Below are 25,271 nucleotides of genomic sequence, written 5' to 3'. Positions count from 1 at the left end.
CATGAGTGTGAATTGGAAAGAATTGTCGGGTTGGGCATCGGTACAAGGCCAATGGCTGCGCCGTCGTCATTTCAATGCCGAAATGTTGGGCCATCTGGCTGAGCAGATCCGCAAGGGTGAAGAGAACCATAGTGGTGAACTGGTCGTGGCGATTGAAGCGGTTTTGCCCGCCCATGAAGCCGATAGCGCCCAGCGTGCCCTTGAAGTCTTCGGTCGTTTACGTGTCTGGGACACACCCTTGAACTCCGGCGTCTTGCTGTATCTGGCCTTGGGTCAGCGCCGTATCCACATCATTGCAGACCGGGGCATCAAGGCCGATCAGGCTCAATGGACACAGATCTGTCAGCAGTTGGAAAAAGATCTGGCCTCGCGTGAGTACTTGTCTGGTTTGCTGGCCGCTGTCAGCGCGATTGAAACCGTCTTGCAGCAAGGCGCTCCGGCGCAGACTCCAGGCGTGGCGGCAGTCAATGCCTTGCCTGACGAACCTGTACTTCTTTAAGTGATGGCCAGTGCCATGAAACCGTCTGAACCCGTCGGCTCCTGGCAGCAGCAAACTCTGGTTGAAGCCATACGTTTGCGCGAGACCCTGTGGGGGCCTGTTGAAGACCTGTCTGAATCGCGCCGTGCGCGGGCTGCAGGCGGCCCCTTTGCCCAACGTGTGTCGGCTCGGGCCTTGGCGCTGGCGCGACGCGATGGGCTGGAACAAGCCTGGACGCGCTGGTGGCGTGTTGCCCGCCTTCTATTGATTGCCATGGCGGTGCTGGCTTTGCTGGCCGGGGCCGGGACAGCCGCGGGTGCATTGGGCGATGGCAGTCGAGCCGTGAATGTAGTGACGGCTTTGGGTGCGTTGCTGGGTCTGCACCTACTGACTTTTATTTTCTGGTTGTTCAGCCTGGCCTGGTCGGGCAAAAGTAGCGGCACAGGCAGTTGGGCCGGTGATGCCTGGTGGTGGCTCAGTCGCCGCTTCGTCAAAGGCGACGCCAGTCTGGTTCCCCAGGCTTTTGCCGCCGTGCTGGCGCGCCGGGGCAGCCAATCCTGGTTGGCCGGTCTGATCAGCCACAGCTTGTGGGTGTTGGCCTTTTTGTCGGCCCTGAGTACCCTGCTGCTACTGCTGGCCTCACGCCGCTATCACTTCAATTGGGAAACCACGCTTTTGACGCCGGATACCTTTGTCTGGCTGGTTGAAGGCCTGGGCGCCCTGCCATCCTTGTTGGGCTTTGCCCTGCCCGATACCCTCACCATACGTAGCAGCGATGGCCTGCAAATGCTCGATGCCCAGGCTCAGGCCCTGTGGTCCAGCTGGCTGTTGGGCGCGGTGGTGACTTATGGTTTGCTGCCTCGTGTGCTGGCTTTGGCCTGGAGCCTGTGGCAATGGCGTAAGCACACGGCTCGTCTGAGTCTGGACGACAGCTTGCCGGGTTTGGCAGAGCTGCGTCCTCGTTTGATGCCCGTTAGCGAGCCGACGGGTGTGGATGAATTGGCGTCGCCCGACAGAGTGGCGCGCATGCAAAACCAGCCAAGCACACCTTTGGCGGCCAATGCACTGTGTGTGGTGGGGTTGGAGCTGCCACCAGAACATAGCTGGCCCCCTGCTTTCATGCAGGCGCAGATGCAGGATCTGGGGCGGGTGGACTCGCGGGCCGAGCGTCTGGATATTCTGGGCCGCTTGCAGTCTGCCAGCCCTCGTCATTTGTTGATGGTCTGTGATGCCGCTCAGACGCCGGATCGCGGGGTGGTGGCAACGCTGGTTGAATGGGCACAATTGGCGCAGCAGTCCGATGTGGTGTTGTTGGATAAAGCTTTGGCCGACCCGGATCAAACGCGTCGTCGTAGCTGGCATGAACGTTTGGTGGCGGCAGGCTTTGCGCCTGGGCAGATTCACGATCAATGGCCTGACTTGTCTTTGAAGGAGCCATCATGAGTGCTGCGGCTTTGACGCTGGCGGTGGTGGGTCACACCAATACGGGCAAGACCTCTTTGCTGCGCACCCTCACGCGAGATACGGAGTTCGGCCAGGTCAGCAATAGCCCTGGCACTACACGGCATGTGGAAGGCGCCAGGCTGACGGTGGACGGCGAGGCTTTGGTGGAGCTGTTCGACACCCCTGGTTTGGAAGACAGCATGGCCTTGCTGGATTTCATGGATCAGCTCAGCCAAGCCGGTGAACGTATTGATGGGCCAGAGCGGGTACGTCGTTTTCTGGAATCCCCAGCGGCACAGGGCCGTTTCGAGCAAGAAGCGCGCGTGTTGCGCAAGCTGCAATCCTGCGATGCGGGCTTGTATGTGGTGGATGCGCGCGATCCGGTCTTGAGCAAGCATAAGGACGAGCTGACCTTGCTGGCCTATAGCGGGCGGCCTTTGCTGCCTGTACTCAATTTCGTTCGTAGTCCGCAGGCGCGGGTGCAGGAATGGCGCAGTGCCTTGGCACGCTTGGGCCTTCATGCCTTGGCGGAATTCGATACGGTGGCACCGGCTTTGGATGGCGAGGCCTTGCTGTACGACAAGCTGGCGGTGCTGCTGGAGACGCATGCGGGGGTGTTGCAGCAGTTGAAGGTGGATTTGGCGCAGCAGGCAGTATTGCGGCGTCGGGATGCCTTGCGCTTGCTGGCAGAGCTGTTGATTGATGTGGCGGCCTGGCGTGTCAGTACACCCTCGGACAAGGAGTCCATGGAGCTGGCGGCACAGCAGCTAAGGGAGCCGGTGTTGGCCCGCGAGGCCAAGAGTGTGCAGGCTTTGCTCAAGCGCTACAGCTTTGGCCGTCAGGATGTAGTGGCGGATTTGCTGCATTTCGAGGGCGGCCGTTGGGGCATGGACTTGTTTGATCCCCAGGCTTTGAAGGAATTTGGCGTGCAGTTGGGCAAGGGTGTGGCCGCAGGTGCCATGGCAGGCGCCACGCTGGATGTGATGACAGGTGGCCTGAGCCTGGGAACCGGGACGGTGCTGGGCGCCTTGGCCGGTGGTTTGTGGCAAGGCGCGGATAAGTGGGGCCAGCGTTTGATGGGCAAGTTGCGGGGCGAGACGGAACTTAGCGTGGATGATGCCGTGCTGCGTTTGCTGGCTGTGCGGCAGCTAAGCTTGATTGCGGCTTTGGAGCGGCGCGGTCATGCCGCACAGACGCCGATTCGCCTGGGCGAGATTGATGCCGAGAATTTCGATCAGGCCTTGCAGCGGGAATTGAATGTCTGGCGGGCGCAAGGCCTGCCGGAGGAACTGGCGCAGGCACGGATACATCCGACCTGGTCTACCTTGCGTTCAGACTATGCGCCGGATTCGCGGCGGGAGACCTGTGTGCAGAGCTTGGTGCAGCGTTTGCTGGGGGCGCGTAATGGGCCGAATGCTAACGCTGTCGGGCAGGCGCAGGAATAACAAACCCCGGATTATTTCTTTTCATCTTTCATTAAGTGCGCATAGCAAACCGGCGAGCTGGGTTCATTGCCGTCGTGTATGCGATCTTCTTCAAGCAAAGCCTGAATCACAGCCTGTTTGAGCACCGTCAGGTACGAGGTTTGCGGGTCGTGGGTGGCGGTTAGCAATTGCAGTTCGCCTTTGCGGGCCAGCTTCATCAAGGAGAGCAAGGAATCAGGATCATGCTCTAGCTGTTCCTGATAGCGACGCTGAAATTGCTCGGGCGAAATATCGCCCTTATGAAAGCTTTTGCGTAATTCACTTGTGGGGCTGGCCTCGTGCAGCCACTGGATGTCGCCCAATTCGCCTTTGCTCAGGCCGCGTGGCCAGAGGCGGTCTGTGAGTACACGGGCCGATTTGCCGGCAGGCTCATGGACGGCGTCGTAAATGCGACTCAAGGTGATGGTGTAGGGCATGACTGGCTCCGGGAGCGTCAGGCTTTTTGTGTTCACGCGCTGGCGGTCAATGACTTATTGTCTATTTTTTCTGTGAGTCAGAGTCGCGTATCGACAGGTATCGGCGAATCGAGCCTCATCCAGACTAGCAAATTGTTGTGTAGCAGCCTTGCAGCCGTGTGTGGTGAGGTTTCGGATCGCCAGTCACATAAGCTGCAAGGCTGCTGTTTTGTATTTATACGGCGTTTTACGCTTTCTTGCTGACCAGTCCGTAGACAAACAGGACGATGATGGCACCCACAATGGAACCGATCCAGCCTGCGCCTTCACCAGGCACGTACCAGCCCATGGTTTGTCCCAGGTAGCCTGCGACAAAGGAGCCGACAATACCCAGGATGGTGGTCATTATCCATCCCATTTTTTGATCGCCAGGCATGATGGCTCGTGCCAGCAAACCTACGATAAAGCCCACAATAATCATGGAGATAATACCCATCGTGCTACTCCTGTTCTGTGTTTGCCGGTCTGGGATTCGGACCGCTCTGCTTATCTTAGGTATGGAGTTTTTAGGCGTCTATCGTTTTGCGTTTTTGAAACAGTTAAAAACGTCAGGTTTTGTAAATGGATGGTGTGTAATCAGCTTTGCTTAAGTCAGCAAGGCAGGTTTACGCTTTTGCACCCACTGTGTGGCCTGCTCATAGGCGTAGGACAGCTGCAGCACCGCCATATCGGCCTGGGCAGGGCCCATGATCTGTAAGCCCATGGGCAATCCGGCTTCGTTAAAGCCCGCAGGCACGTTCATGACGGGCAGCCCTGCCAGAGAGCCGCCGATCACGATTTCCATCCAGCGGTGGTAGGTGTCCATTCTGCGCCCGGCGATTTCGCCAGGCCAGTGGGTGGTGCCAGCAAAGGGGAAGACCTGGGCGGTAGGCAGCACCAGATAGTCGTAGGTCTGGAACAGCTTGCGCAGGCTTTCGTACCATTTGCTGCGGTTGATGGAGGCTTGATAGACCTGCGCCCCGCTCAGGTTCAGGCCCCCCGCTACTTCCCAGATCGCCTCAGGCTTCATTTGGGCGCGCAGTTCCGGTTTGGCGTACAGGCTCTGTGCGCTTCCGGCTACGGTGAAGTGGCGCAGCGTCAGCCAGGTTTGCCATAGCTGCTCCATGGAGTAGTCGGGCTGGGCCGCTTCAACGGTGCAGCCTATGGCTTCAAAGCTCTTCAATGCGGTTTGGCACAGGTCCATGATGCCGGCTTCCATAGGCAGGTGACCGTTGTAGTCGCCCAGCCAGCCAATGCGGGTGCCTTTGAAGTCGCGTTGCAGTTTCCCGGCGAATTGTTGTGGGTCTTGACCGATGCTAAGCGGGGCGCGAGCATCGAAACCGGCCTGGGTGGACAGCAGCATGGCCAGGTCGGACACGGTACGGCCCATGGGGCCTTCGTAGCCCATTTGCTGGAAGAACACTTCGGAGGACGGGCCATAGGGCACGCGGCCTTGGGAGGGGCGAAAGCCGTAGACGTTGTTGAAAGCACCGGGGTTGCGCAGGGAGCCCATCATGTCGCTGCCATCAGCGACGGGCAACATGCGGGTGGCCAGGGCCACGGCGGCCCCGCCACTGCTGCCGCCAGCACACAGATCGGGCTGGTAGGCATTGCCGGTGGTACCGAACACGGAGTTGTAGGTGTGCGACCCCAGGCCAAATTCCGGGGTATTGGTTTTACCGATCAGAATGGCACCGGATTGCCGCACGCGCTCCACGACAATGGCATCTTGTTTGGGCAGATAGTCCTTGAAAATCGGTGAACCGCTGGTGGTGACAATATCGATCGTGGCCGCCAGATCTTTGGGTGCCTGGGGCATGCCGTGCATCCAGCCCATGTACTGACCTGCTTTCAGTTGCTGATCGCGCTTGTCGGCCTGGGCCAGCAGGCCGCTGCGTTCTTGCAGGGACACAATGGCATTGACCTTGGGGTTCACACGGTCGATGTGGTCCAGATAGGCCACCATCACTTCGTGGCAGGAGACTTGGCGTTGTGCGATCCAGCCCGACAGAGTCAACGCGTCGGCCATGATGATGTCTTGAGCCGTGCCCGGACCGGGAGCGGTTTTTGCGAAGGCCTGACGTCCTAGGGAAGGGGCCATACCCGCCAGCGACAGCAGTCCGGTGGTTTTCAAAAAGCGGCGGCGTGTACCCAGCGGCGTTGGGGAATCAGTCATGTTTGTCTCCGGTGTTTTTGTAGGGCCATCCAAGTGGCCAAGCCATTCTATGCAGGTACAATGCGCGGCTCAACCGCCAAAAAATCATCAAGTTGATGCGGTCTGTGCATAAGCCGGTTCAAGCGTCAGCAAGGGGACAAGCATGGACTTTCGCAAGCTGCGGCACTTTGTGGCCGTTTGCGAACACGGTACGTTTCACCGGGCCGCGCAAGCTGTCCACTTAAGCCAGTCTGCCTTGAGCCGTAGCATTCAGGCTCTGGAGCAGGAGCTGGGTGTGCCGCTGTTTGATCGCAGCAGTCAGCGCATTTTCTTGACGCCTTATGGTCGGGTACTGCTGGAGCGAGCTCCCCGGGTTTTGCAGGAAGGCCGTGCCCTGCAGCGCGAGCTGGCCCTGCTTCAGGGCGAAGACGCAGGCAGCCTGCGTTTAGGCTTAAGTTCGACCCCCGCTGCGGTCTTGCTGCATCCGTGCATGGTGGCGCTGCTCGACGAGTACCCGCGTTTGCGTGTGGACGCGGTGATTGGCCGCACGCTGGAACTGATCGAAGGTTTGCGCCGGGAACGCTACGATATGGTGGTGCTGGACGTCAGCGCGGTGACTGATGTGCGTGGCCTGGATATTGAGTATTTGCCCGCCATGCAAGGCGATATGCTGGTACGCAAAGGCCACCCGCTGTTGCAGCTGGAGTCGCTGGACTTTGCTGCGATCAGCCAGTATCCCGTGGCCTGCTCCGTGATCAGTGATGATTTGACCGACCGTCTGATTGCCGAGTTTGGCGCCCAAGGCCATCCCGACAGCTTTGTACGCTTTTGTTGTGATAGCTTCAGCATTCAGCGCGATGTGGTGCTGGATAGCGATATGGTCTTGATGAGTGTGCTGGCGGCGGTACGGCGCGATATTGATGCTGGTGATCTGGTGCCGCTGGGCCTGTTCTCTTCATCCTTGTCCGGTCACTATGCCTTGGTGCGCCTGTCGGGCCGTACGCAATTGCCGGCTCTGGATATTGTGTACGATCTGGCGCGTCGCCTGTGCAGGGCCTAGGCTGGACGCCCCGCTTTCTGATCTGCCTTGTTTGAGGGTTTGCTGATGACGATTCCCTTGCCCATTCTGGACCTGAAGCAGTCAGGTGCCGAACACGTTTTTCGCGCTTTCATCGGCTGGTGGCCAGACGCGCAAACCCGCGCCTGGCTGGCGGAGCAGGCGCTGCACGCACATGCGATTTATGGCGGGCGGATGATGCTGCCTGATCACTTTCACTTGACCCTGGCGTTTCTGGACGGCAGCCGTGTGTCGGATCTGCAGACTTTGGCGACACAGATGGCGCAATGGACGGTGCCGCCGATCAAGTTGGATCTGACCATACGGGATGTATTCGAGAAACCAAGGGTAGTGTGGGCCGGGCCGGACGAGTCGCAAACTCAGGCAATGGCCGCTTTGCAGCAGTGGCATGATGAGATCTGGGCCAAGCTGACTGCTTTGGGCTGGACGCAGCCGCCGCGTCGTTTTCGCCCGCATGTGTCCTTGCTGCGCCATGCGCGGATTGCCGCCGATCAGTCCCATTGCCATGCTTTGCCCACGCAGGCCTTTGTGGGTGATGGTGCCGGTCTGATCGTGTCCGTTCCCGGTGAGCTGCGTAGCCAATATCATCTGGCCGCCCTGATGAAGCCTGAAAGGACAGGTGCATGAATATCCGCTTTTTAGAAACCTTTATCTGGATTGCCCGTTTGGGCAGTTTCCGTGCGGCAGCGAACAAGCAGCATCTGACACAAGCCGCCGTGTCGGGGCGGATTGCAGCCCTGGAAGCCGAGTTCCAGAAAACCCTGTTCGAGCGGGGCCACCGCGATCTGCGCCTGACTCCGGCAGGTCGAAAATTGATGCAGTACGCCGAGCAGATGCTGGGCATGGAACATGATTTGCGTGAAGCTCTGGCAGGTTCCAGCCGCTTGAGTGGTCGAGTGCGCCTGGGCGTGGTCGAGTCCATTGTGCATACCTGGTTCAAGGATTTGATTCGTCAGTTGCATGCGCTCTATCCCGAGCTGGAAATTGAGCTGACCGCCGAGTCCACCTTGCGCCTTCACGACTTGCTCAAGCGCGGCACCATTGATGTGGCCTTGCAGACCGACCCCATCATGGGGGACGGCATACGCAACTTGCCCATGGGCTCCATGCGCATGGGCTGGGTATGCATGGCCGATGAGTCCATGCCGGTACGCAGCGGTTTGCAGGAGCTGGTGCAACGCTGGCCTTTGGTGACCTTCCCTCGTGGTTCCCAGCCGCATCTGGCCTTGGTGCAGCTGCTTGAGCCCTTGCCTGTGGATCAGGCCCGGATTCACTACGTTTCTTCAATTGCCGCCAGCACGCAATTGATCGAAGCCCAGCCTTGCATTGCCACCTTGCCCCTGGCGGCAGTCAGCCGTCAGCTGGACAGCGGTCTGTACCAGGAAATTGTTTGCGAACATGCCTTGCCTGATTTGCGCCTGGTCGCCAGTTGGCGGCCCGACCCTTTAACGCAGACCGCTCAAGCGGTGATTGGCGTGGCGCTGGAGCGCATGCACCATTTTGCTGCCCAGCATCCTGGCCTGGCTTTACCCCCGCCAGACACGCGTGTCTTCGCGATTTAGCCTTTGAGGGTTTTCCCCTTGCCTGCGCATGTGTACTGAGCGTGGGCTTGCTTGATAATCTATATACCGCGCCATTCGCTTGATCTGATCGCTTTTTCTTATTGCCCCAGGCTGAAATAAACCGTTTGGAATCTGCTTGGCAGCCGTTGGACACTCCCACAAAGAGTGTGCAATGACCTTGATTCGGGAGGGCTGTCGTGTCTGCTACTTTTCGCACTGATCGTGATGCGCCGGGGGAACTGTTCATCTGGACAGACATCGCCCCAGAGCATGAGCAGGATTTCAATCAATGGTATGAGCGCGAGCACATGGCTGAACGCGCTGCCATACCGGGTTTTCAATGGTCGCGCCGTTATGTGCGCCAAGGCGCCGGGCGCAAGTATCTGGCCTTGTATCGCACCGAGTCCCTGCGGGTTTTTGGGACGGCAGAATACAAGAAGGCCTTTGAGCAGCAAACGGATTGGTCCAATACCAACTTTGCCCGCATGAGCAATACCCAGCGTCGCGTGATGGCGGTGTCCTTGCTGGGAGGGGTTGGCACCGGAGCCGTGGTCTTGCTGGTGCGTTTGCCGGAGGTGGCTCAACGGGAAGCCCTGGCACGTCAATGTGCCGCCTATCTGGAACAGACCGATGGCCTGCTGGCCTTGCGTGTGCTGACGCCAGACCCAGAGCTTTCGACCCCTTTGCCTTCCGAGGATACGCAGCAGCGCAGCCTGGACCCCTACCTGGTGGCGGATCTGACCACCTTGAATGCTGCTCGTACCCTGGCTGCCCGTTTGCAGCAGGATCTGGGGGTGGCGACCAACGATGTATCCGAGTTTTCTTTGTTGTGGGATCTGCAGTCACGGGATCTGAATGCAAGCCGCTCATAAGGCGGCCATCACCTCAATTCTTGGGAGAAGCGACATCATGATCAAAAAACTACTTTCCATGGCTTGCGTTCTGGCGCTGGCTGGCACCGCGCAGGCGGCGACCAACTGGAACATGAGTACCGAGCAGCCTGATAACAACTTCCTGACGCAAAACGCGCGTGAGTTTGCGGCCGACATCAAGGCGGCCACCAACGGGGAACTGAATATCAACGTGCAATCGAACTCGGTGCTGCTCAAGCGCCCCGAGGTCAAGCGCGGTGTACAGCAAGGTGTGGTCCAGGCGGGTGAAATGCTGGTGGCGGCCATTGGCAACGAAGATCCTTTGTTCGAGGTCGATAGTGTGCCGTTCCTGGCCTCGTCCTTTGATCAGTCGGAAAAACTGTGGAAAGCCACTCGCCCCTTCCTGGCCGAGCGTCTGGACAAGCAGGGCATCGTCCTGGTCTATGGTTCGCCCTGGCCACCGCAAGGCATTTACACCAAAAAGCCGGTGGAACAGCTGTCTGATCTGGCCGGTGTCCGTTTCCGTGCCTACAGCCCTGCTACCAGCCGCCTGGTTTCCTTGATGGGAGCAGTGCCCACCACGGTGCAAACACCCGAAGTGCCTCAGGCGTTTTCTACCGGCATTATTGATGCCATGCTGACTTCGCCCGCAACCGGGGTGGATTCGCAGGCTTGGGACTACGTGAAGTATTACTACGACGCCCAGGTCTTCATTCCACAAAGCTTTGTGATCATCAATAAGCGCGCCTTCCAGCGCCTGCCTGAAACTGTGCAAAAAGCCGTGCTGGATGCGGGTGCACGTGCCGAGGAACGGGGTTGGGCCATGTCGCGCGAGCAAACGTCCAAGTTGACGCAAACCATGGCGGATAAAGGCATGGTAGTGGGTAATCTCAGCGAAAAACTGTCCAGCGAAATGCACGCGATTGGCCAAACCATGACCGAAGAGTGGCTGAAGAAAGCCGGTGCAGATGGTCAGAAGTTGCTTGACGCTTACCGTCAACCATAAGCAAGGGGTGCGTCCATGATCGTTCTGGAGCGTATGGCCAGAGTCTGCGGCGCACTGGCCGCATTCTTCCTGTGTTTGATCGGGGTTGTGGTGACTGCGCAGATTGTGGCGCGCCTGTTTTCCATGCAAATACCCGCCTCGGATGACTTTGCGGGCTGGTTTATGGCGGCGTCTATTTTCCTGGCACTGCCTTATGCCATGTTGCGCGGGGATCATATCCGCGTAACGCTTTTGCTGCAGGTGATTCCCGAGCGTTTGCATCGCCCGTACGAGCTGCTGGCCACCACGATTGGCCTAGTGCTGGCCGCCTGGTGCACTTGGGAGACGGCTCATTTTGTTTATGAGTCCTTTATCTACAAGGAAGTGGCACAGGGCATGGTGGCGGTACCGCTGTGGATTCCGCAACTGGGTATGCCGATTGGTCTGGGATTGTTGACCCTGATGCTGTTGCGGCGCTTGCTGCACGCGGCGCAAGGTCAAACACTGGAGGCAACTGAACATGGCTGATTTATCTCAGGCAATAGTGCTGTTTGTTGTTCTGCTTGCCTTGCTGGCCAGTGGCGTGTGGGTGGCGCTGGTTCTGATCGCTTGCGGTATCTTGTCTATCATTTTGTATGCCGATGCACCGGCGGGCATTATCTTTGCCACCAAGGCCTGGGACTCTTCGGCCAGTTGGGCCTTGACGGCCTTGCCCCTGTTTATCTGGATGGGGGAAATTCTGTATCGAACGCGGTTGGCTGAAGACATGTTCAGCGGCCTGGGGCCTTGGGTACAGCGTTTGCCTGGGCGACTGGTGCACGTGAACACGTTTGGTTGCGGTATCTTTGCCGCGGTCAGTGGTTCCTCGGCGGCAACGGCGGCGACCATCGGGCGCATCTCCTTGCCTGAGCTGAAAGCGCGTGGCTATGACGACAGCATCAGCATTGGCTCCCTGGCCGGAGCAGGGACCTTGGGCCTGCTGATTCCACCGTCCATTGTGATGATTGTGTATGCCGTTGCTGCTCAGGTTTCTATCATTCGCCTGTTTGTGGCGGGGGTGCTGCCCGGCATCATGCTGATGTGTCTGTTCTCGCTGTACATCGCGATCTGGTCCTTGCGTCACCCGGACCGTGTGCCTGCTGATGTCGAAACCTTGACCTGGGGCGAGAAAATTCGCCGTCTGCGCTTGCTCTTGCCCGTGGTGCTGCTGATTATGGCGGTGATCGGCTCTATCTACGGCGGTATCGCCACCGCCACCGAAGCCGCGGTGCTGGGTGTGATCGGCTCTTTGGTCATCGCTGCGTTTGGACGATCGCTTAACTGGAAGAATTTTGTGGAGAGTTTGCTGGGGGCGGCACGGACCTCCTGCATGATTTCTTTCATCCTGATCGGCGCCGCTTACCTGACCAGTGCCATGAGCTTTACCGGACTGCCTGCGAATCTGGCCGCCTGGATCGGCTCCCTGGGTCTGAGCCAGTACGCGCTGATTGCAGTGCTGACGGTGTTCTTCATCATTCTGGGGGCATTCCTGGATGGCATCTCGATTGTGGTCTTGACCACATCGGTCTTGCTGCCTGCCGTGATCGCTGCGGGTATTGATCCAATCTGGTTTGGTATTTATCTGATCTTGACAGTGGAGATGGCGCAGATCACCCCGCCTATCGGCTTTAACTTGTTCGTGATTCAGGGCATTACCGGGCGCAACTTGTTCGAGCTGGTGCGCATGGCCTTCCCCTTCTTCCTGGTGCTGGTTCTGGCCACGGTGATTGTGACGATATTCCCGCAAATCGTCATGGTCTTGCCCAACGCCATGTAAGGGGGATGGGAGATGGCAATGGCTTACGTAACTCTGGGTTCTCAGCGCTACAAGGTAGAGCGCGCCTGGACTCAGGCGGACATCAGCAGCATCACCAGTGTGGCGGTGCTGGCTGATGGGCGCATCGCCGCCTTGCTGCGTCGCCCGGCCTGCGTGCTGGTGCTTGCTCCGGATGGGCAGGTGTCGGCGCGCTGGTCCCTGGAGGAAATTCTGTGTCCGCACCATATCAGCGCCCGGCCGCAAGGTGGGGTGCTGGTCACGGATCTGGACGGGCATCAGGTTCTGGCGCTGGACGCCCAAGGCAATGAGCAATGGCGTTTGGGCAAACCCGAGCAGCCTCGCTGGCAAGAGCCTTTCAACCATCCCACGCATGCGGTCGAGTGCGCCGACGGGGGCTTATGGGTCACTGATGGCTACGGCAATACGGTGATCCATCGCTTTGACCCGCAACGCCAATGGCTGGCGGCATTAGGCGCGCCGGGCGCTGGTCCCTTGCAGTTCAGCACCCCCCATATGCTGGCCTGTGCCGCCGACGGCTCGGTCTGGGTGGCTGACCGGGAGAACAACCGTGTCCAGCATCTGGATGCGCAAGGCCGTTATCTGGGTGAGCTGCGCCCCATGCACAAGCCCATGGCGGTAGCTGTGCAAACAGACGGTGCGGTGTTAGTTAGTGACCAAACGGCCAGCCTGTCCTTGTTCGACTCGGATTCGGGCACCTTGGTGGGACGTTGCCGGGTACAAGGCGTGTACGGGCACGGCCTGTCCGCCGGTTTGGATGGGCGCATTTATATAGCGGAAATGTTGCCGGATTGTTTGACCTGCTTACAGCCTGCTTAATTGTCCACAAAGCATGAAAAAGTAGTCGGTGCTATGGAAGCTCTCAGAGCAAATCCATTAGACTATGCGCATGAATACGTCCGTGCCTCTGTATGTTCGTACAGATTCCTCCGGCCAGCTGCAATTGCTAGGCGATTGGTCCTTGCGTCACTACGAAGCGCTGCAAAGCAGTTTGCGCTCGCTCAGTGACAAGCAGGGCCGTTGGTCTTTGGATTTCAGTGAACTGAAGTCCCTGGACACCACGGGAGCTCAAGTTCTGTGCGAATGGCTGGGTGCCGAGCGTGTGCAGGCGGCGCTGGACAGTGCGCAAGGCTTGTCCAAAGAGCGCCATCAACTATTGCAAACCGTTGCCAAGGCGATGAGCCGCATGGACCATGAGCAGTTGGTTCCGGCGCGTTGGGGCATTACAGATTTGTTCGAACGCGTGGGCCTGTCCATGGTCCACATCTCGCGTAATGTGCGTGAGCTGTTGGGTTTTATCGGCCTGACGCTGGAAACCCTGATTCTGAACATGCTGCGGCCCAGCCAGTGGCGCGTTACGTCGATTGTGGCGCAGCTGGAAGAGACGGCCTTTAACGCCGTCCCTATTGTGGCCTTGCTGACTTTTCTGGTGGGCGCGGTGATCGCGTTTCTGGGGGCGACGGTGTTGGCGGACTTTGGTGCCACCATTTACACCGTAAACCTGGTCGGCTTTTCCTTTTTGCGTGAATTTGCAGTGCTCTTGACCGCCATCCTGATGGCAGGCCGCACCGCCAGTGCCTTTACCGCGCAGATCGGCTCCATGAAAGCGAACGAGGAAATCGACGCTTTGCGCGCCCAGGGCTTGAATCCCATGCTGATTCTGGTCATTCCGCGTGTACTGGCCATGTTGCTGGCCATGCCTATTTTGACCTTTGTGGGTATGGTGGCCGGGATCTTTGGCGGTGGGCTGGTCTGCGCCCTGATTCTGGATATTTCACCCACCATGTTCATCAATATCTTCAATCAGGATATTGATTTGCGGCACTTTGTGCTGGGTATGGCCAAGGCCCCGATCTTTGCCTTTTTGATTGCCGTCATCGGTTGCCAGGAAGGGTTTAAAGTCACCGGTAGCGCACAGTCCGTGGGTGAGCACACGACCTCGGCGGTGGTGCAGTCCATCTTTATCGTGATCCTGATTGATGCGCTGGCAGCGCTGTTCTTCATGGAGATGGGATGGTAGAGGCCAACGCTCGTCCCATTATTCAAGTACGTGACCTGGACAATCGCTTTGGCGATCACGTCGTGCACGAGCATCTGGATATGGATGTGTATCCCGGTGAAATCGTGGGCGTGGTGGGCGGCTCCGGCACGGGCAAGTCCGTGCTGCTGCGCTCCATTCTGGGATTGCGCCCACCTACTGGCGGTACAGTACGCATTTTTGATCAGGAAATAGGCACGCTGTCACCCGAAGCCCGTTCGAGGCTGGAGCGTCGTTTAGGCGTGCTGTTCCAGCAAGGGGCTTTATTCTCCTCGCTGACGGTGGTGGAAAACATTGCCATGCCCCTGATCGAGCATATTGGCTTGTCCCGGTCTTCTGCAGAACATATCGCCGCCATGAAAATGTCTCTGGCGGGTTTGCCGGCCAACGCGGCCACCAAATATCCGGCAGAGCTGTCCGGTGGCATGATCAAGCGTGCCGCTCTGGCACGTGCTCTGGCACTGGACCCGGAAATTCTGTTTCTGGACGAACCCACTGCCGGGCTGGACCCGGTCGGTGCGGGGGATTTTGACCAGCTTATTTTGACCTTGCGCGATGCGCTGGGATTGACCGTGTTTCTGGTTACACACGATCTGGATACGCTCTACACCATTTGTGATCGAGTGGCCGTGCTGGCGCAAAAGCGTGTGCTGGTTAACGACACATTGGCGCGCGTAGAGCAAGTTGATAACGACTGGATCCGGGAGTATTTCCACGGTCCACGGGGACGGGCCGCCGAACAGGCCCAAAACCGTCGTCAGGAGCATAGTTAATGGAACCGCGTGCCCATCATGTATTGATCGGGGTCTTTACCTTGGTAGTGGCTGTGGCTGCTGTCCTGTTCTCGCTTTGGCTGGCCAAGGCGGGGCAAGATGCCGAGACCCGCGATTACGATATTGTCTTTCTGGAAGGTGTGCGTGGTCTGTCTCGTGGCAGCGCCGTGCAGTACAACGGCTTGCGGGTTGGTGAGGTGCGCTCGCTGCGCCTGGACCCGAACGACTTGCAGCGTGTGCGTGCGCAAGTGTCAATTCAGGCCGCCATCCCTATTCACGAAGATACCCAGGCTCGCCTGGCACTGGCTGGCATTACCGGCCAATCCGTGATCGAACTTAGCGGGGGGACACCGAACAGCCCCTTGCTGGAAGCCACCGGCGATAACCTGCCCATGATTGTGGCTTCGCCTTCCCCTCTGGCCCAGTTGATGGCCGGTGGTGAAGAGTTGATGACGCAAATTTCCAAGCTGCTGGAGAACGCCAATACCTTCTTGTCGTCCGAGAACTCCAAGTCCCTGTCCGCCAGTTTGCAAAAGCTGGAAGCCTTGATGGGCCAGCTCTCGACCGCTAGCGAAGGCGTGCCATCCCTGGTCAAGGAGTTGTCCCAGGCCAGCCAGCAAGCCACCACCCTGCTGTCGTCTACACAAGGTCTGGTAGACCGTCAGGGTACGCAAGCCATGAATGCCATCCAGAAATCCATGGAGGATTTCAGCCGTGCCACACAAAGCTTGAACAAGCTGTTGGAGCAGAATTCGGCCGCTATTGGCCGGGGTGCTCAGGGTCTGACCGAGATCGAACCCGCCTTGCGTGAATTGCGTCAGGTGCTGGCCGGTTTCCGTGCCGTCACCTCCCGTCTGGAAGATAATCCAGCCGGCTACCTCTTGGGTCGCGACAAATTACAGGAGTTCACACCATGATGCCCACTGTTGTGCGTCGTTTCTTGCAGGTATCGCTAGTCGGTCTGGCCGTCTTGTCCACCGCCTGCTCGGTCCTGCCTCAGGCCGAATCCCTGACGTATTATCAGCTTCCCGCTACCAGTTTGAAGGCCCAGCAAGCGCCCGCTTCGCATAAGAGTCTGATTATTCAGGTGAACCGGCCCCACGCCGAGCGCCTGCTGGCCAGCTCGCGCATTACGGTTCTGCCTCAAGGTAACGAGCTAAGTGCCTACAAAGGCGTACGCTGGGGTGACGATGTGCCCGCCTTGTTGCGTAATCGACTGGCCGATGCCTTGCGTGACTCGGCTCAGTTCCGGGCGGTTGTGCTGGATACCGAATCTGTCATTGCTGATGTGGAAGTGGGCGGGACGCTGGGAGCATTCCAGGTCGAATATATTCAGGGCGCCCCACGAGTACGGATTCAGTTTGATGCGTTAGTGCGCGATCAGCGCTCGGGCCAGTTGATTCAGACCCGTCGCTTTGTCGCTCAACAGGATGTTGTCGGCACGGCCGTGCCACAGGTGGTTGAAGCATTTGGGCAGGCCACAGATGCCTTGTCCTTGCAGGTCAGCCAATGGTTAGCTTCTTTAACGGTCCAGGCTAATACTCTTTAATGATATGTACGAGTCGCGCGATCAGCCCTTGATTTCGGGGTGGCAATTTGCCAAGCGCCTGTTGGCGCATGCCCTTATCGGTATTGTTTTTGTGGCCTTTTCTCTGATGCTGGGTGCATTGGGCCATATGTGGTTTGAAGAGAATGTGCACTGGCACGATGCGGCCTTGAATGCCGCCATGATGGTCGGTGGGCTGGGGCCGATGGCCTTGCCTGAAACGTGGGCTGGCAAGGTATTCTTTGCCATTTATGGCGCGTATATCAGTCTTGTACTGGCCGCGACTTTCGGTCTGATTATTGCCCCTGTGCTGCATAGAATTTTGCACACCTTCCATCTGGAAGACTAGGCAACAGAAAAAAGGCCCCACACTACGCTTTTCGGTTTGCTGCCGCCCGAGGGGGCTTTTTATTGGCGGCACCGAGTCTTAAGACGGTCTGGCGGCAAAAAAGGCACTGTGTTTTGAGCAGTTCCAACAGGTGGGATCTCCCTCTTTTGAAGAAACTGCCTAAAACACAGCGCCTTTTCTATTGCTTCGCTGTGAATCAGCTTTGTACCCGTTCCTGCTCCAACTTGGCGATCAAAGCGGGTAGCTCGTCCATGCGGCGGAAGGTGTCACGCACACCCAGGCGGCGCAATTCCTCCTCCTTATCAGGAACCGGGCAGTAGCCCAGCACCGTGGCGCCTGCGGCCAGGCCTGCACTTGCGCCAGTCACGCTGTCTTCCACGACCAGGCATTGTTGCGGGTCAACGCCCAGCCCTTGAGCGGCGGCCAGATAGACATCCGGGTAAGGCTTGTTGCGTGGCGTTTCAGCGCCGCTATAGATATGGGTGCCGAAGTAATCCAGCAGGCCGGTCTGGCCTAATTGCAGCACCAATTTGGCGCGGTCTGCGCCAGACGCGCAGGCAATCATGCCGGGCTTGTCGCGCAAGATCGCATCCAGCGTGTCCTGAATACCGGGAATGGCCATGACTTCATTTGTCAGGGCGTGGTTGCGGCGCATGCGAAAGGCCATCACCCATTCCATATCCAGATCTTTACCTGTCATCTTGCGCACGGTGGGCAGCTCGTCGGGTAGCGCCTTGCCAATGAACCAGTCATAGCACTGCTCATAAGTCATCACCCAGCCTTCCTCTTGCAACATATCCCGCAGTACACGAACCGTGATTGGCTCGCTGTCTACCAGCACACCGTCACAATCAAACAGCACAGCGGAAAATGTCATGGGTAATACCTTTTAAGCCAACAAAACTAGAAGTCTGTGATGATACAGCAGGCCGTCCGCATACAGAATTCAGGTGCAATATCGGCGCCAGACCTTATGGGCCCGTAGCGCGCTTAGTGAAAACCCCGACTTATAAATAATTGATTATTGATATATTTATATCTAAACTAAAATTTCATAACAAACCTTTCTGCGGAAGTTCCGTCATGGTGAATAAAACAACTCGGGTGGTGGCAGCGGCCTTGCTGGCTTTGGGAATGGCTGGCGCGCAGGCAGCGGAAGTAACGCTGAAAGCGGTATCTGTCTTTACGATGGACACCTTCTTTACCAAGCGCTTCAAACAGTTTGTGGATAAGGTCAACGCAGAAGGCAAGGGCCTGGTGCAGATCAACGTGATTGGTGGTCCAGAGGCCATTCCTCCTTTCGAGGTAGGTAATGCGCTGCGTTCCGGCGTGATTGATTTCGCCAATACCACAGCCGTATTCCACGCCAATCTGGTGCCTGAAGCATTGGCTTTGACGCTGACAGAAAAACCCATGAGCGAGCTGCGTCAGAACGGCGGCTACGAGCTGATGGACAAGATTCACCGCGAGAAAGCCAACATCACCTGGCTGGCTCGTACGACAGATGGTTTGCAATACCACATCTATACCAACAAGCCTGTGACCTCGGCAGACCTGTCGGGCTTCAAGCTGCGTGGCGTGCCCGTGTACCTGTCCTTCTTCCGCGAAATTGGCGCAACGCCGCTGCAGATTCCACCGGGCGAGGTCTACACCGCGCTGGAACGCGGCGTGGTTGACGGCTATGGCTGGCCTTCCGTGGGTGTGATGGAAATGGGCTGGCATGAAAAGACCAAATACCGTGTCGAGCCAGGCTTCTACAACGTGGAAGTGGGTTTCTTCATGAACCAGAAGAGCTGGGAAAAACTGGACGAAGACCAGAAAGCTTTCATGCGTAAGCAAATCGAGTGGATGGAGTCGCAGAACGTGACTGAACACCAGATGGCAATTGATGAAAAAGCGGCCACCGAACAAGCCGGTGTGCAAGCCTTGGTTCTGGAACCTGAAGTGGCTCGTGCCTTGCGTACCAAGGCTTACGAAGCAGGCTGGGCCGGTATTGATAAATCCAGCCCCAAATACGCCGCGCAACTGCGTGAACTGTTTGGTGGTTATCAGCCTTAAACAAGATTGCTGATTACGTAGTTTTTGACAGTGGACATTGCGCCCTTGGGGACAGTGTCCACTTTTTGATGGTGCCATACGGGCGGCAAGATGCCCGCCCTTTCAGTGACTTTGATCTGCGGAGAAGACGCGATGTCTGCTGCAACTGCCCCGGAAGGCCAGCCTTCCAACACGACCTGGGGGCGTCCTTACGCCCTGTTAATGAACGCTTGCGGAGCCGTTGCGGCGCTGACTTTCGGGCTGATGAGCCTGCTGGTTTGTGCCGACGTGGTGCTGCGCAACCTGGGTTACGACGCGCTGTCCACCAGCGTGGAAGTAACCGAATACATGCTGATCATTGCCACCTTCGTGGCAGCGCCGTGGGTGCTGTACCTGGGCGGTCATATCCGTATCGACGTGCTGTTCAACAATCTGCCCACGTCTGTCCAGCGCTTGCTGGACCTGATCTCCAACCTGCTGGGTCTGGTGGTTTGTGGTGTGTTGGCCTGGCAATGTGCCGTCGTTGCTCTGGATGCTCACGAGCAAGGGGCCATGGTATTTAAAGCCTTGGTGTTCCCGGAGTGGTGGCTGAATCTGCCTTTGCTGTTTGGTGCATCCATGTTGGCGCTGGAATTCCTGCGCCGCCTGATTTCCCGTCCTGTTGAGCAAGGAGTCTGAGCATGGAATGGCACATGGCCTTGATCCTGCTGCTGGGATCACTTTTTCTCTTGATGGCCATCGGCACACCGGTGGTCTTTGCCTTCCTGTCCGTGAATTTGCTGGGCGCGTGGCTGTTTCTGGGTGAGGCGGCTGGTTTGGCCCAATGGGCGCGTAACACCACCGCCTCTATTGGCAGTTTTTCCTTAACTCCTATCCCATTATTCGTCCTGATGGGCGAGGTGCTGTTCCACACTGGATTGGCCTTCAAAGCCATCGACTCCATCGAACGCATGATCTCGCGCGTGCCGGGCAAACTGTCCATCGTCAGTATTCTGGGCGGTACGACCTTCGCTACCTTGTCGGGTTCGTCCATTGCCAACACCGCCATGATGGGCGGCGTGATGCTGCCAGAAATGCTGCGTCGCGGCTATCACCCCACCATGGCCATGGGACCCATCATGGCCGTAGGCGGTATCGCCATGCTGATCCCACCTTCGGCTCTGGCCGTCATGCTGGGTAGCCTGGCTGGCATTTCCATCGAACGACTACTGATTGGCGGTATCCTGCCCGGCATGTTGATGGCAGCAGGCTTTCTGGCCTACGTGGTCGTGCGCAGCCGCCTGCGTCCGCAAGACGCGCCCATGAGCGACGAAGATCCAGCCACTCGCCTGAAAGGCTGGGCCTTGTGGAAACCCTTCGTGTTCAACGTCGTGCCGTTGTTGGGTATCTTTATTGCGGTGGTTGGCTCGATGTTGGCCGGCTGGGCATCGCCCACTGAATCGGCCGCGATCGGCGTGGTGGCTTCGGTAATCGCTACCATCGCCTACCGTGCCCTGACCTTGAAAGCCTTGTGGAAAAGCCTGATCGAAACCGCCAAAGTCTCGGTTGTGATCCTGTTCATCCTGGCTGCGTCCACCACCTTCGCACAACTGCTGAGTTTCTCCGGTGCTAGCGCAGGCTTCCTGGGCATGATCAAGAACTACAACCTGTCGCCTTTCGAACTGGTTGTGTGCATGTTGCTGGTCCTGCTGGTCATCGGTACCGTGCTGGACCAAATCTCCATGATGATGATCGCCTTGCCCTTCTTCATGCCTTTGGCTCTGGCCGCTGGTGTGGATACCGTCTGGCTGGGTGTAATGATCCTGATCGCACTGGAAATTGGCTTGCTGACGCCACCGTTTGGTCTGTTGCTGATCGTGATGCAAAGCGTGGCACCCCCGTCCATCCGTTTGCCCCACATCTACCGAGCAGCCGTGCCCTTCCTGGTCATAGAAGTTGGCATCCTGGCCCTGGTCTTGTTCGTTCCCTGGATTGCCGTGGGCCTGCCAGGACTGATCGGCTAAGACAGAGCAGGCAGTCTGAAAGCGGGACAATAAGGATGTTGTCCCGCGAAGAAAGCCAGAGTCTGGAAAAGCTTTCCAAAACAAAAAAACCTCAGTTCGGCAGATGCCAAACTGAGGTTTTTTTATGCTCGATAGCGTTGATCACTTTTTGCCGCATATCTATGTGCAACAAAGTGATTTATGTGGGAGCGGCGCATAAGAACTTTAACGATCTTTCTGCCTGTTGCTGAGATCGATTTTGGAGGTGAGCAGGACGCAGGTTGTGTGCGTACCGACAGCGTTCAAGTCAGCTTTTAAGGCTTAAGCGCATAAGCCGCTACGTTTTTAACCTGTATGTATTAAAGCGCACTCAGACATTGGCAAATATGGGCTTAGGACAGCGACTGTCTACTCCTATCTTTCCAAGTAATCCCTTTCATCAAGCAGCTCTACGATCAATCATTTCTACGATCAGCGATCCCGTTAAGAACACTAAGTCGAAGCATTCAAACTCCAATCAACAATCGTCCGATAAAAGATGCTGTGAGCTGATTGAGGGGCTGTCCCCGTGTTGGGGCGGATCAGGTGACTTGCCGCAGGCAGATAATTGCGCAGGGGTGCAAGCACCTTGCTGTTTGAGTCCGACGCTTGTGGTTTGTCCGGGGGACAAACCACCGGACGAGTTCAAGGTGCGCCCGTAGCGATTATCTGACCAGGGTACCGGCGCATAGCGCCGGCAAGTTGCCAGCCCCAACACCGGGACAGCCCCTCAATCAGCGTCTTATAGTCACCTTCTTCATCGCGTCGAACAGTTGCTGACTCCAAGCCTTGCGTCATCCCGATCTCTACACGCTGGGCATCTAAACCCAACCCCATCCAATCGAGCCATTCCAAAGAAAGCTGTTGAGAACGTGCCTTTACTCTCGCACAGGATCAGCATAGATCCCGCCATCCCGCAAAGCCAAAGCGACCTTATCCCCCCGCTGTACTGCTTCATCCAGCACACGAGCAATCAACACCGGCCCTGCATCGCTGGTCACCGTTGCCAGCATATACACGCTTGGCTCCTCGCCAGAGATGGCACTACGCGTCAGTTCTGTGACCACACCAGACGCACACGTCTGCGCCTCAAACTCATCCCCATGACACCTCGGACACAAGAACCGCGCCGGAAACACCCGATGATCACACTGCACACAACGAAATACAGAAGGGCTCATCACAAGGCCTCCAAAACAAGAGCCGTTGAACACATGCCATAGCGATACTCCACCATGCCGTATCCCGTGACCAAACCATAACGGGCCTGCGCCACCTGACGCTCCCCCGCCTGACCGCTCAACTGACGCATCACCTCCACCAGTCCATGCAGACTGCAAGCAGCCCCGGCCTGCCCAGCCGACAATTGCCCGCCAGAGGTATTCAAAGGCACACGTCCCGTTGCAATCGACTCGTGAATAAACTGCTTGGCGTTATCAGCCCGAAAGAAGCCCAAATCCTGCAATTGCGCCAGAACCATGACGGGGTAGTCATCATAAATACTGAGGACATCCATATCAGCCGGACTCAGCCCCGAGTCCGCCCACAAAGCCGGAGCCAAAGCCGCCAAACCCGTGCTCAAGCCATCGCCTTGCTGATCATCAATATTATGAAAACTGCGTAAAGCCTTTACCGTAATCGCCGGCTGATTCTGCGCCGCCGGATGATCCGCGCGCATCACAATCAAGGCATTGGCCCCATCCACCACCGGCACACAGTCCAGCCGCGTCAAAGGGTCGGCCACTTCAGGTGCATTCAGATAATCATCCAGACTCATGGGACTGCGATACACCGCACCCGGATTCATGCCGGCCCACAAGCGCTGACGCATCACCAAGGTCGCATAATCCGCCCGCTCCAAACCCAGCTTGCGCATTTGATTCGCCGTCAGCATGGCAAAGCGATGATTCGGACTGCCAGCCCCTAAAGGGCGCAAATGATCGTAAGTTGTCTGGTTATAGTTTTCGACCAGTTGCTGGAAGTCCTTGGCCTGAAAATGATCCCCGGCCACAATCGCAATACAGCGGGCATCACCCGCCTGAACCGCACGAATAGCGTGTTGCAGAATATTCAGACCACTGGCGCCGCCATTGCTGTCATCCATGATCCAGCCTACCTTCAAGCCCAGCTTCCAGGCCAGATCAATAGCCCGATCCGGTGCGTGGGTGAAGGAGGCTACCCCCAGACCATCAATGTCGCTGGCCTTCAGACCTGCTGCGGCAAGAGACTGCTTGAAAGCCTGGGCCAGCAGCTCGGACGTGCCCAACTGACCACGCCGGGTGTAGGTGACCTCGGTCGCGCCCAGCAGGCGCACCGTGTCCAGATTGAAATTAGGCGTCATATTGAATTCCTGTGGCAGCCATCAGCGGCGAACCTGATAGCCTGCTTTTTCTCTATCCCAGGTGTCGGGACCAATGCCGCGATCACGCAGGGCAAACTTCTGAATCTTGCCATTTTCCGTGGTGGGCAAGACCTGGGCAAACTCAATAAAGCGCGGCACCGCAAAGTAGGGCAGACGGCGCTCGCAATGCTGCAGCAGCTCCTCGCAGCTGACCGTGCAATCCGGACGCAACACAATCATGGCCATGACCTCGTCTTCGGCCAGCTCGGACTTGGCGGCATAGACAGCAACCGTATGGACCGCAGGATGGCTGGCCAAAGCCTGCTCGACTTCGTAGGAGGAAATGTTCTCACCACGACGGCGAATCATGTCCTTCAGGCGGTCCACAAAGCGGTAGTAACCATCCGCATCGCGCACGACGCGGTCACCCGTGTGGAACCACAGGTTTTTCCAGGTTTCGACTGTCTTGTCCGGTTGACCGTAGTATCCCAGCGCGAAGGCGTAGGGTTCATCGGCGCGCAGTAACAGTTCGCCCACTTCACCGTCTGGCAAGGGATTGTCGTGCTCATCCACGACCAGAGCCTCAAAACCTTCCGACACACGGCCCATATAGCCATTGCGCTGTTCCTGAATGCCACGGCCCATCACATAGTTGGTTTCGGTAGAGCCAAAGCCATCCAGCAGATGCATGTGGCAGCGCTCCAGAAACTGGCTATGAAACTGCTCGGGAACACCTGGGCCCAGGGCAATGCGCGTCCTGTGCAGCTTCTCTGCCGCCGTCTCAGGTTTGGACAGCAAGATAGGCACCATTGCGCCTAGCAGATAGGTAATCGTGGCACCGGTTTCATACAGATTGTCGAAGAAACGGCTGGCCGAGAAACGCTTGTCCACCACCATGCAGGCGTCGCTGACCAGAGCCTGGAAAAATGTGTTCAAGGCATTGGTGTGGAACATGGGCAGGCAGGTGTACAGCACATCATCAGGCTTCATGCCCAGCTTGCTGGCAGTGTAAATGCCCCACCAGTAGAACTGGGCGTGCGGGCACTGAACGCCTTTGGAAGGGCCCGAGGTGCCGGAGGTGTACAGAATGGCCAGCGTATCGCCGGGGCCTATATCGGCAGGCTCGCAGTAATCGCCCAAAGCAGGCAGATCGCAGGTGCTCACCGCCAGTGTTTGTGCCGCTTCCTGGCCTTGAATCAACCAGGCTTGCTGGACGGCGGTAGCGCCAAGGTCCACATCGGCCAGCAGCGGCGTCAGATCCGTTTCCACTACCAGCAAACTGGCTTGGCTATTGCACAAGATGTGCTGCAACTGCGCCCCGCGCGAGGCCGTATTGATAGGCACCACAATCGCGCCCAGCCAGCCGCAACCCAGAACCATATCCAGGAATTCGTGGCGGTTGGTGCACAGCAAGGCAACACGGTCGCCACGTTTGATACCGGCACGGCTCAATCGGCTGGCACTGGCAGCGGCCCTGTGCAAGGTTTGCTGGCCGGTGTAGTGAGTGTTGCGGTCTGAAAACAGCGGAGCATCACCCATGCGCTCTGCGCGCAGGCGCAACAGGGCGGGTACCGTGCGTTGCGTGGCAGGTATTGAAAACAGCGGCAATTCAGAAGCAGGAATGGAATGGGCGTGCATGATCTATCTGTCTCCCGGCCAACGCGCGATCAAGGCGGCAAGCCGATATGCATGGGTGAAATTACTAATATCCTGCAAACAGTATACTGCAATATATTATTTTGAAATTCCTGTCCTTCACCGGAAAAACCCGAAGTAGCAGAGCTCACCAGGCAGTGGTATTTCGCGCAAACCAGGGGCGGAGCAAGGACAGAAAAGGGGGC

26 protein-coding genes are annotated in these 25,271 nt (G+C 57.6%); 19 read left to right on the top strand and 7 right to left on the bottom strand.

Features of this window, described 5'->3' with window-relative positions; translation table 11 throughout:
* Nucleotide 1 precedes the first annotated feature (1 nt).
* Genes M2Q46_RS16930 through M2Q46_RS16920 form a run of 3 tightly spaced genes read left to right on the top strand, consistent with a single transcriptional unit; the run spans nt 2 to nt 3,366 of the window.
* Nucleotides 2–499, top strand: coding sequence for a TPM domain-containing protein (locus M2Q46_RS16930; protein WP_035268642.1), 498 nt, complete (start codon nt 2–4; stop codon nt 497–499).
* Between the two features lie 15 nt (nt 500–514).
* Nucleotides 515–1,921, top strand: a complete 1,407-nt coding sequence (locus M2Q46_RS16925; RefSeq protein WP_302357675.1) for a DUF2868 domain-containing protein — start codon at nt 515–517, stop codon at nt 1,919–1,921.
* Nucleotides 1,918–3,366 carry a DUF3482 domain-containing protein gene (locus M2Q46_RS16920; RefSeq protein WP_254500088.1) on the top strand — a complete coding sequence of 483 codons (1,449 nt, stop codon included), beginning with the start codon at nt 1,918–1,920 and terminating at the stop codon, nt 3,364–3,366. The genes M2Q46_RS16925 and M2Q46_RS16920 overlap by 4 nt, the downstream gene beginning before the upstream one ends.
* Before the next feature lie 11 nt (nt 3,367–3,377).
* Here the strand turns inward: M2Q46_RS16920 and M2Q46_RS16915 are convergent, their stop codons facing one another.
* From M2Q46_RS16915 to M2Q46_RS16905, 3 genes are all read right to left on the bottom strand, one after another.
* Nucleotides 3,378–3,821, bottom strand: a complete 444-nt coding sequence (locus tag M2Q46_RS16915; protein ID WP_302357674.1) for a DUF488 domain-containing protein — start codon at nt 3,819–3,821, stop codon at nt 3,378–3,380.
* A 226-nt stretch (nt 3,822–4,047) separates the two neighbouring features.
* On the bottom strand, nt 4,048–4,296 hold the full coding sequence (locus tag M2Q46_RS16910; RefSeq protein ID WP_026483834.1) for a GlsB/YeaQ/YmgE family stress response membrane protein: 249 nt from the start codon (nt 4,294–4,296) through the stop codon (nt 4,048–4,050).
* Between the two features lie 150 nt (nt 4,297–4,446).
* On the bottom strand, nt 4,447–6,015 hold the full coding sequence (locus M2Q46_RS16905; RefSeq protein ID WP_302357673.1) for an amidase: 1,569 nt from the start codon (nt 6,013–6,015) through the stop codon (nt 4,447–4,449).
* Nucleotides 6,016–6,157: 142 nt separating this feature from the next.
* Between M2Q46_RS16905 and M2Q46_RS16900 the strand changes: the two genes are divergently transcribed.
* The 13 genes from M2Q46_RS16900 to M2Q46_RS16840 all read left to right on the top strand — a co-directional run bounded on the left by M2Q46_RS16900 (nt 6,158) and on the right by M2Q46_RS16840 (nt 17,031).
* On the top strand, nt 6,158–7,054 hold the full coding sequence (locus M2Q46_RS16900) for a LysR family transcriptional regulator (RefSeq protein WP_009460224.1): 897 nt from the start codon (nt 6,158–6,160) through the stop codon (nt 7,052–7,054).
* A 45-nt stretch (nt 7,055–7,099) separates the two neighbouring features.
* The gene (thpR, locus tag M2Q46_RS16895; protein WP_302357672.1) at nt 7,100–7,699 is read left to right on the top strand and encodes an RNA 2',3'-cyclic phosphodiesterase; all 600 of its coding nucleotides are present in this window, start codon (nt 7,100–7,102) and stop codon (nt 7,697–7,699) included.
* A complete protein-coding gene (locus M2Q46_RS16890) occupies nt 7,696–8,634 on the top strand; it encodes a LysR family transcriptional regulator (RefSeq protein ID WP_009460222.1) in 939 nt (312 codons plus the stop codon). The genes thpR and M2Q46_RS16890 overlap by 4 nt, the downstream gene beginning before the upstream one ends.
* Before the next feature lie 197 nt (nt 8,635–8,831).
* Nucleotides 8,832–9,506 (top strand): DUF4286 family protein, encoded by a 675-nt coding sequence (locus M2Q46_RS16885; protein ID WP_302357671.1) that lies wholly within the window; start codon nt 8,832–8,834, stop codon nt 9,504–9,506.
* A gap of 37 nt (nt 9,507–9,543) precedes the next feature.
* A complete protein-coding gene (locus M2Q46_RS16880) occupies nt 9,544–10,512 on the top strand; it encodes a TRAP transporter substrate-binding protein (RefSeq protein ID WP_009460211.1) in 969 nt (322 codons plus the stop codon).
* Nucleotides 10,513–10,527: 15 nt separating this feature from the next.
* Complete coding sequence (locus tag M2Q46_RS16875; protein ID WP_035268627.1) at nt 10,528–11,019, top strand: TRAP transporter small permease; 492 nt, start codon at nt 10,528–10,530, stop codon at nt 11,017–11,019.
* Nucleotides 11,012–12,307 (top strand): TRAP transporter large permease, encoded by a 1,296-nt coding sequence (locus M2Q46_RS16870; RefSeq protein ID WP_035268625.1) that lies wholly within the window; start codon nt 11,012–11,014, stop codon nt 12,305–12,307. Before M2Q46_RS16875 ends, M2Q46_RS16870 begins: the two co-directional genes overlap by 8 nt.
* Nucleotides 12,308–12,325: 18 nt before the next feature.
* Nucleotides 12,326–13,144, top strand: coding sequence for a PQQ-binding-like beta-propeller repeat protein (locus tag M2Q46_RS16865; protein WP_302357670.1), 819 nt, complete (start codon nt 12,326–12,328; stop codon nt 13,142–13,144).
* A gap of 64 nt (nt 13,145–13,208) precedes the next feature.
* On the top strand, nt 13,209–14,345 hold the full coding sequence (locus M2Q46_RS16860; protein ID WP_009460199.1) for an MlaE family lipid ABC transporter permease subunit: 1,137 nt from the start codon (nt 13,209–13,211) through the stop codon (nt 14,343–14,345).
* Nucleotides 14,339–15,136 (top strand): ABC transporter ATP-binding protein, encoded by a 798-nt coding sequence (locus tag M2Q46_RS16855; protein WP_302357669.1) that lies wholly within the window; start codon nt 14,339–14,341, stop codon nt 15,134–15,136. The genes M2Q46_RS16860 and M2Q46_RS16855 overlap by 7 nt, the downstream gene beginning before the upstream one ends.
* Nucleotides 15,136–16,053: an MlaD family protein gene (locus M2Q46_RS16850; RefSeq protein ID WP_035268619.1), complete on the top strand. Its 918-nt coding sequence runs from the start codon at nt 15,136–15,138 to the stop codon at nt 16,051–16,053. Before M2Q46_RS16855 ends, M2Q46_RS16850 begins: the two co-directional genes overlap by 1 nt.
* On the top strand, nt 16,050–16,685 hold the full coding sequence (locus M2Q46_RS16845) for an ABC-type transport auxiliary lipoprotein family protein (protein WP_035268616.1): 636 nt from the start codon (nt 16,050–16,052) through the stop codon (nt 16,683–16,685). Before M2Q46_RS16850 ends, M2Q46_RS16845 begins: the two co-directional genes overlap by 4 nt.
* Before the next feature lie 4 nt (nt 16,686–16,689).
* A complete protein-coding gene (locus tag M2Q46_RS16840) occupies nt 16,690–17,031 on the top strand; it encodes a hypothetical protein (protein ID WP_302357668.1) in 342 nt (113 codons plus the stop codon).
* Between the two features lie 196 nt (nt 17,032–17,227).
* On the opposite strand, the gene M2Q46_RS16835 is transcribed toward M2Q46_RS16840, so the two are convergent.
* The gene (locus M2Q46_RS16835; protein ID WP_035268613.1) at nt 17,228–17,908 is read right to left on the bottom strand and encodes an HAD family phosphatase; all 681 of its coding nucleotides are present in this window, start codon (nt 17,906–17,908) and stop codon (nt 17,228–17,230) included.
* A 206-nt stretch (nt 17,909–18,114) separates the two neighbouring features.
* Between M2Q46_RS16835 and dctP the strand changes: the two genes are divergently transcribed.
* From dctP to M2Q46_RS16820, 3 genes are all read left to right on the top strand, one after another.
* Nucleotides 18,115–19,089 carry a TRAP transporter substrate-binding protein DctP gene (dctP, locus tag M2Q46_RS16830; RefSeq protein WP_035268610.1) on the top strand — a complete coding sequence of 325 codons (975 nt, stop codon included), beginning with the start codon at nt 18,115–18,117 and terminating at the stop codon, nt 19,087–19,089.
* 132 nt (nt 19,090–19,221) lie between these two features.
* Nucleotides 19,222–19,746, top strand: a complete 525-nt coding sequence (locus M2Q46_RS16825) for a TRAP transporter small permease (protein ID WP_035268608.1) — start codon at nt 19,222–19,224, stop codon at nt 19,744–19,746.
* A 2-nt stretch (nt 19,747–19,748) separates the two neighbouring features.
* Complete coding sequence (locus M2Q46_RS16820) at nt 19,749–21,071, top strand: TRAP transporter large permease (RefSeq protein WP_035268605.1); 1,323 nt, start codon at nt 19,749–19,751, stop codon at nt 21,069–21,071.
* Between the two features lie 896 nt (nt 21,072–21,967).
* On the opposite strand, the gene M2Q46_RS16815 is transcribed toward M2Q46_RS16820, so the two are convergent.
* The 3 genes from M2Q46_RS16815 to M2Q46_RS16805 are packed head-to-tail and all read right to left on the bottom strand — an operon-like array spanning nt 21,968 to nt 25,068.
* Nucleotides 21,968–22,270, bottom strand: coding sequence for a zinc ribbon domain-containing protein (locus tag M2Q46_RS16815; protein WP_152602582.1), 303 nt, complete (start codon nt 22,268–22,270; stop codon nt 21,968–21,970).
* Entirely contained in the window at nt 22,270–23,430 is a 1,161-nt protein-coding gene (locus M2Q46_RS16810) for a thiolase family protein (RefSeq protein WP_302357667.1), read from the bottom strand. The genes M2Q46_RS16815 and M2Q46_RS16810 overlap by 1 nt, the downstream gene beginning before the upstream one ends.
* A gap of 21 nt (nt 23,431–23,451) precedes the next feature.
* Nucleotides 23,452–25,068, bottom strand: a complete 1,617-nt coding sequence (locus tag M2Q46_RS16805; protein ID WP_302357666.1) for an ATP-dependent acyl-CoA ligase — start codon at nt 25,066–25,068, stop codon at nt 23,452–23,454.
* Nucleotides 25,069–25,271 lie beyond the last annotated feature (203 nt).

The sequence above is a fragment of the Alcaligenes sp. YSL9 genome (genome assembly GCF_030515105.1).
Lineage (GTDB): Bacteria > Pseudomonadota > Gammaproteobacteria > Burkholderiales > Burkholderiaceae_B > Alcaligenes > Alcaligenes phenolicus.
Note: the sequence above shows the minus strand (reverse complement) of the source record. Positions and strands in the feature narration are given on the sequence as shown.

What these genes read in the sequence shown, in the direction of transcription:
- M2Q46_RS16930 (WP_035268642.1), top strand. Translation starts at nt 2, where the DNA reads ATGAGTGTGAATTGGAAAGAATTGTCGGGTTGGGCATCGGTACAAGGC.
- M2Q46_RS16925 (WP_302357675.1), top strand. Translation starts at nt 515, where the DNA reads ATGAAACCGTCTGAACCCGTCGGCTCCTGGCAGCAGCAAACTCTGGTT.
- M2Q46_RS16920 (WP_254500088.1), top strand. Translation starts at nt 1,918, where the DNA reads ATGAGTGCTGCGGCTTTGACGCTGGCGGTGGTGGGTCACACCAATACG.
- M2Q46_RS16915 (WP_302357674.1), bottom strand. Translation starts at nt 3,821, where the DNA reads ATGCCCTACACCATCACCTTGAGTCGCATTTACGACGCCGTCCATGAG.
- M2Q46_RS16910 (WP_026483834.1), bottom strand. Translation starts at nt 4,296, where the DNA reads ATGGGTATTATCTCCATGATTATTGTGGGCTTTATCGTAGGTTTGCTG.
- M2Q46_RS16905 (WP_302357673.1), bottom strand. Translation starts at nt 6,015, where the DNA reads ATGACTGATTCCCCAACGCCGCTGGGTACACGCCGCCGCTTTTTGAAA.
- M2Q46_RS16900 (WP_009460224.1), top strand. Translation starts at nt 6,158, where the DNA reads ATGGACTTTCGCAAGCTGCGGCACTTTGTGGCCGTTTGCGAACACGGT.
- thpR (WP_302357672.1), top strand. Translation starts at nt 7,100, where the DNA reads ATGACGATTCCCTTGCCCATTCTGGACCTGAAGCAGTCAGGTGCCGAA.
- M2Q46_RS16890 (WP_009460222.1), top strand. Translation starts at nt 7,696, where the DNA reads ATGAATATCCGCTTTTTAGAAACCTTTATCTGGATTGCCCGTTTGGGC.
- M2Q46_RS16880 (WP_009460211.1), top strand. Translation starts at nt 9,544, where the DNA reads ATGATCAAAAAACTACTTTCCATGGCTTGCGTTCTGGCGCTGGCTGGC.
- M2Q46_RS16875 (WP_035268627.1), top strand. Translation starts at nt 10,528, where the DNA reads ATGATCGTTCTGGAGCGTATGGCCAGAGTCTGCGGCGCACTGGCCGCA.
- M2Q46_RS16870 (WP_035268625.1), top strand. Translation starts at nt 11,012, where the DNA reads ATGGCTGATTTATCTCAGGCAATAGTGCTGTTTGTTGTTCTGCTTGCC.
- M2Q46_RS16865 (WP_302357670.1), top strand. Translation starts at nt 12,326, where the DNA reads ATGGCTTACGTAACTCTGGGTTCTCAGCGCTACAAGGTAGAGCGCGCC.
- M2Q46_RS16860 (WP_009460199.1), top strand. Translation starts at nt 13,209, where the DNA reads ATGCGCATGAATACGTCCGTGCCTCTGTATGTTCGTACAGATTCCTCC.
- M2Q46_RS16855 (WP_302357669.1), top strand. Translation starts at nt 14,339, where the DNA reads ATGGTAGAGGCCAACGCTCGTCCCATTATTCAAGTACGTGACCTGGAC.
- M2Q46_RS16850 (WP_035268619.1), top strand. Translation starts at nt 15,136, where the DNA reads ATGGAACCGCGTGCCCATCATGTATTGATCGGGGTCTTTACCTTGGTA.
- M2Q46_RS16845 (WP_035268616.1), top strand. Translation starts at nt 16,050, where the DNA reads ATGATGCCCACTGTTGTGCGTCGTTTCTTGCAGGTATCGCTAGTCGGT.
- M2Q46_RS16840 (WP_302357668.1), top strand. Translation starts at nt 16,690, where the DNA reads ATGTACGAGTCGCGCGATCAGCCCTTGATTTCGGGGTGGCAATTTGCC.
- M2Q46_RS16835 (WP_035268613.1), bottom strand. Translation starts at nt 17,908, where the DNA reads ATGACATTTTCCGCTGTGCTGTTTGATTGTGACGGTGTGCTGGTAGAC.
- dctP (WP_035268610.1), top strand. Translation starts at nt 18,115, where the DNA reads ATGGTGAATAAAACAACTCGGGTGGTGGCAGCGGCCTTGCTGGCTTTG.
- M2Q46_RS16825 (WP_035268608.1), top strand. Translation starts at nt 19,222, where the DNA reads ATGTCTGCTGCAACTGCCCCGGAAGGCCAGCCTTCCAACACGACCTGG.
- M2Q46_RS16820 (WP_035268605.1), top strand. Translation starts at nt 19,749, where the DNA reads ATGGAATGGCACATGGCCTTGATCCTGCTGCTGGGATCACTTTTTCTC.
- M2Q46_RS16815 (WP_152602582.1), bottom strand. Translation starts at nt 22,270, where the DNA reads ATGAGCCCTTCTGTATTTCGTTGTGTGCAGTGTGATCATCGGGTGTTT.
- M2Q46_RS16810 (WP_302357667.1), bottom strand. Translation starts at nt 23,430, where the DNA reads ATGACGCCTAATTTCAATCTGGACACGGTGCGCCTGCTGGGCGCGACC.
- M2Q46_RS16805 (WP_302357666.1), bottom strand. Translation starts at nt 25,068, where the DNA reads ATGCACGCCCATTCCATTCCTGCTTCTGAATTGCCGCTGTTTTCAATA.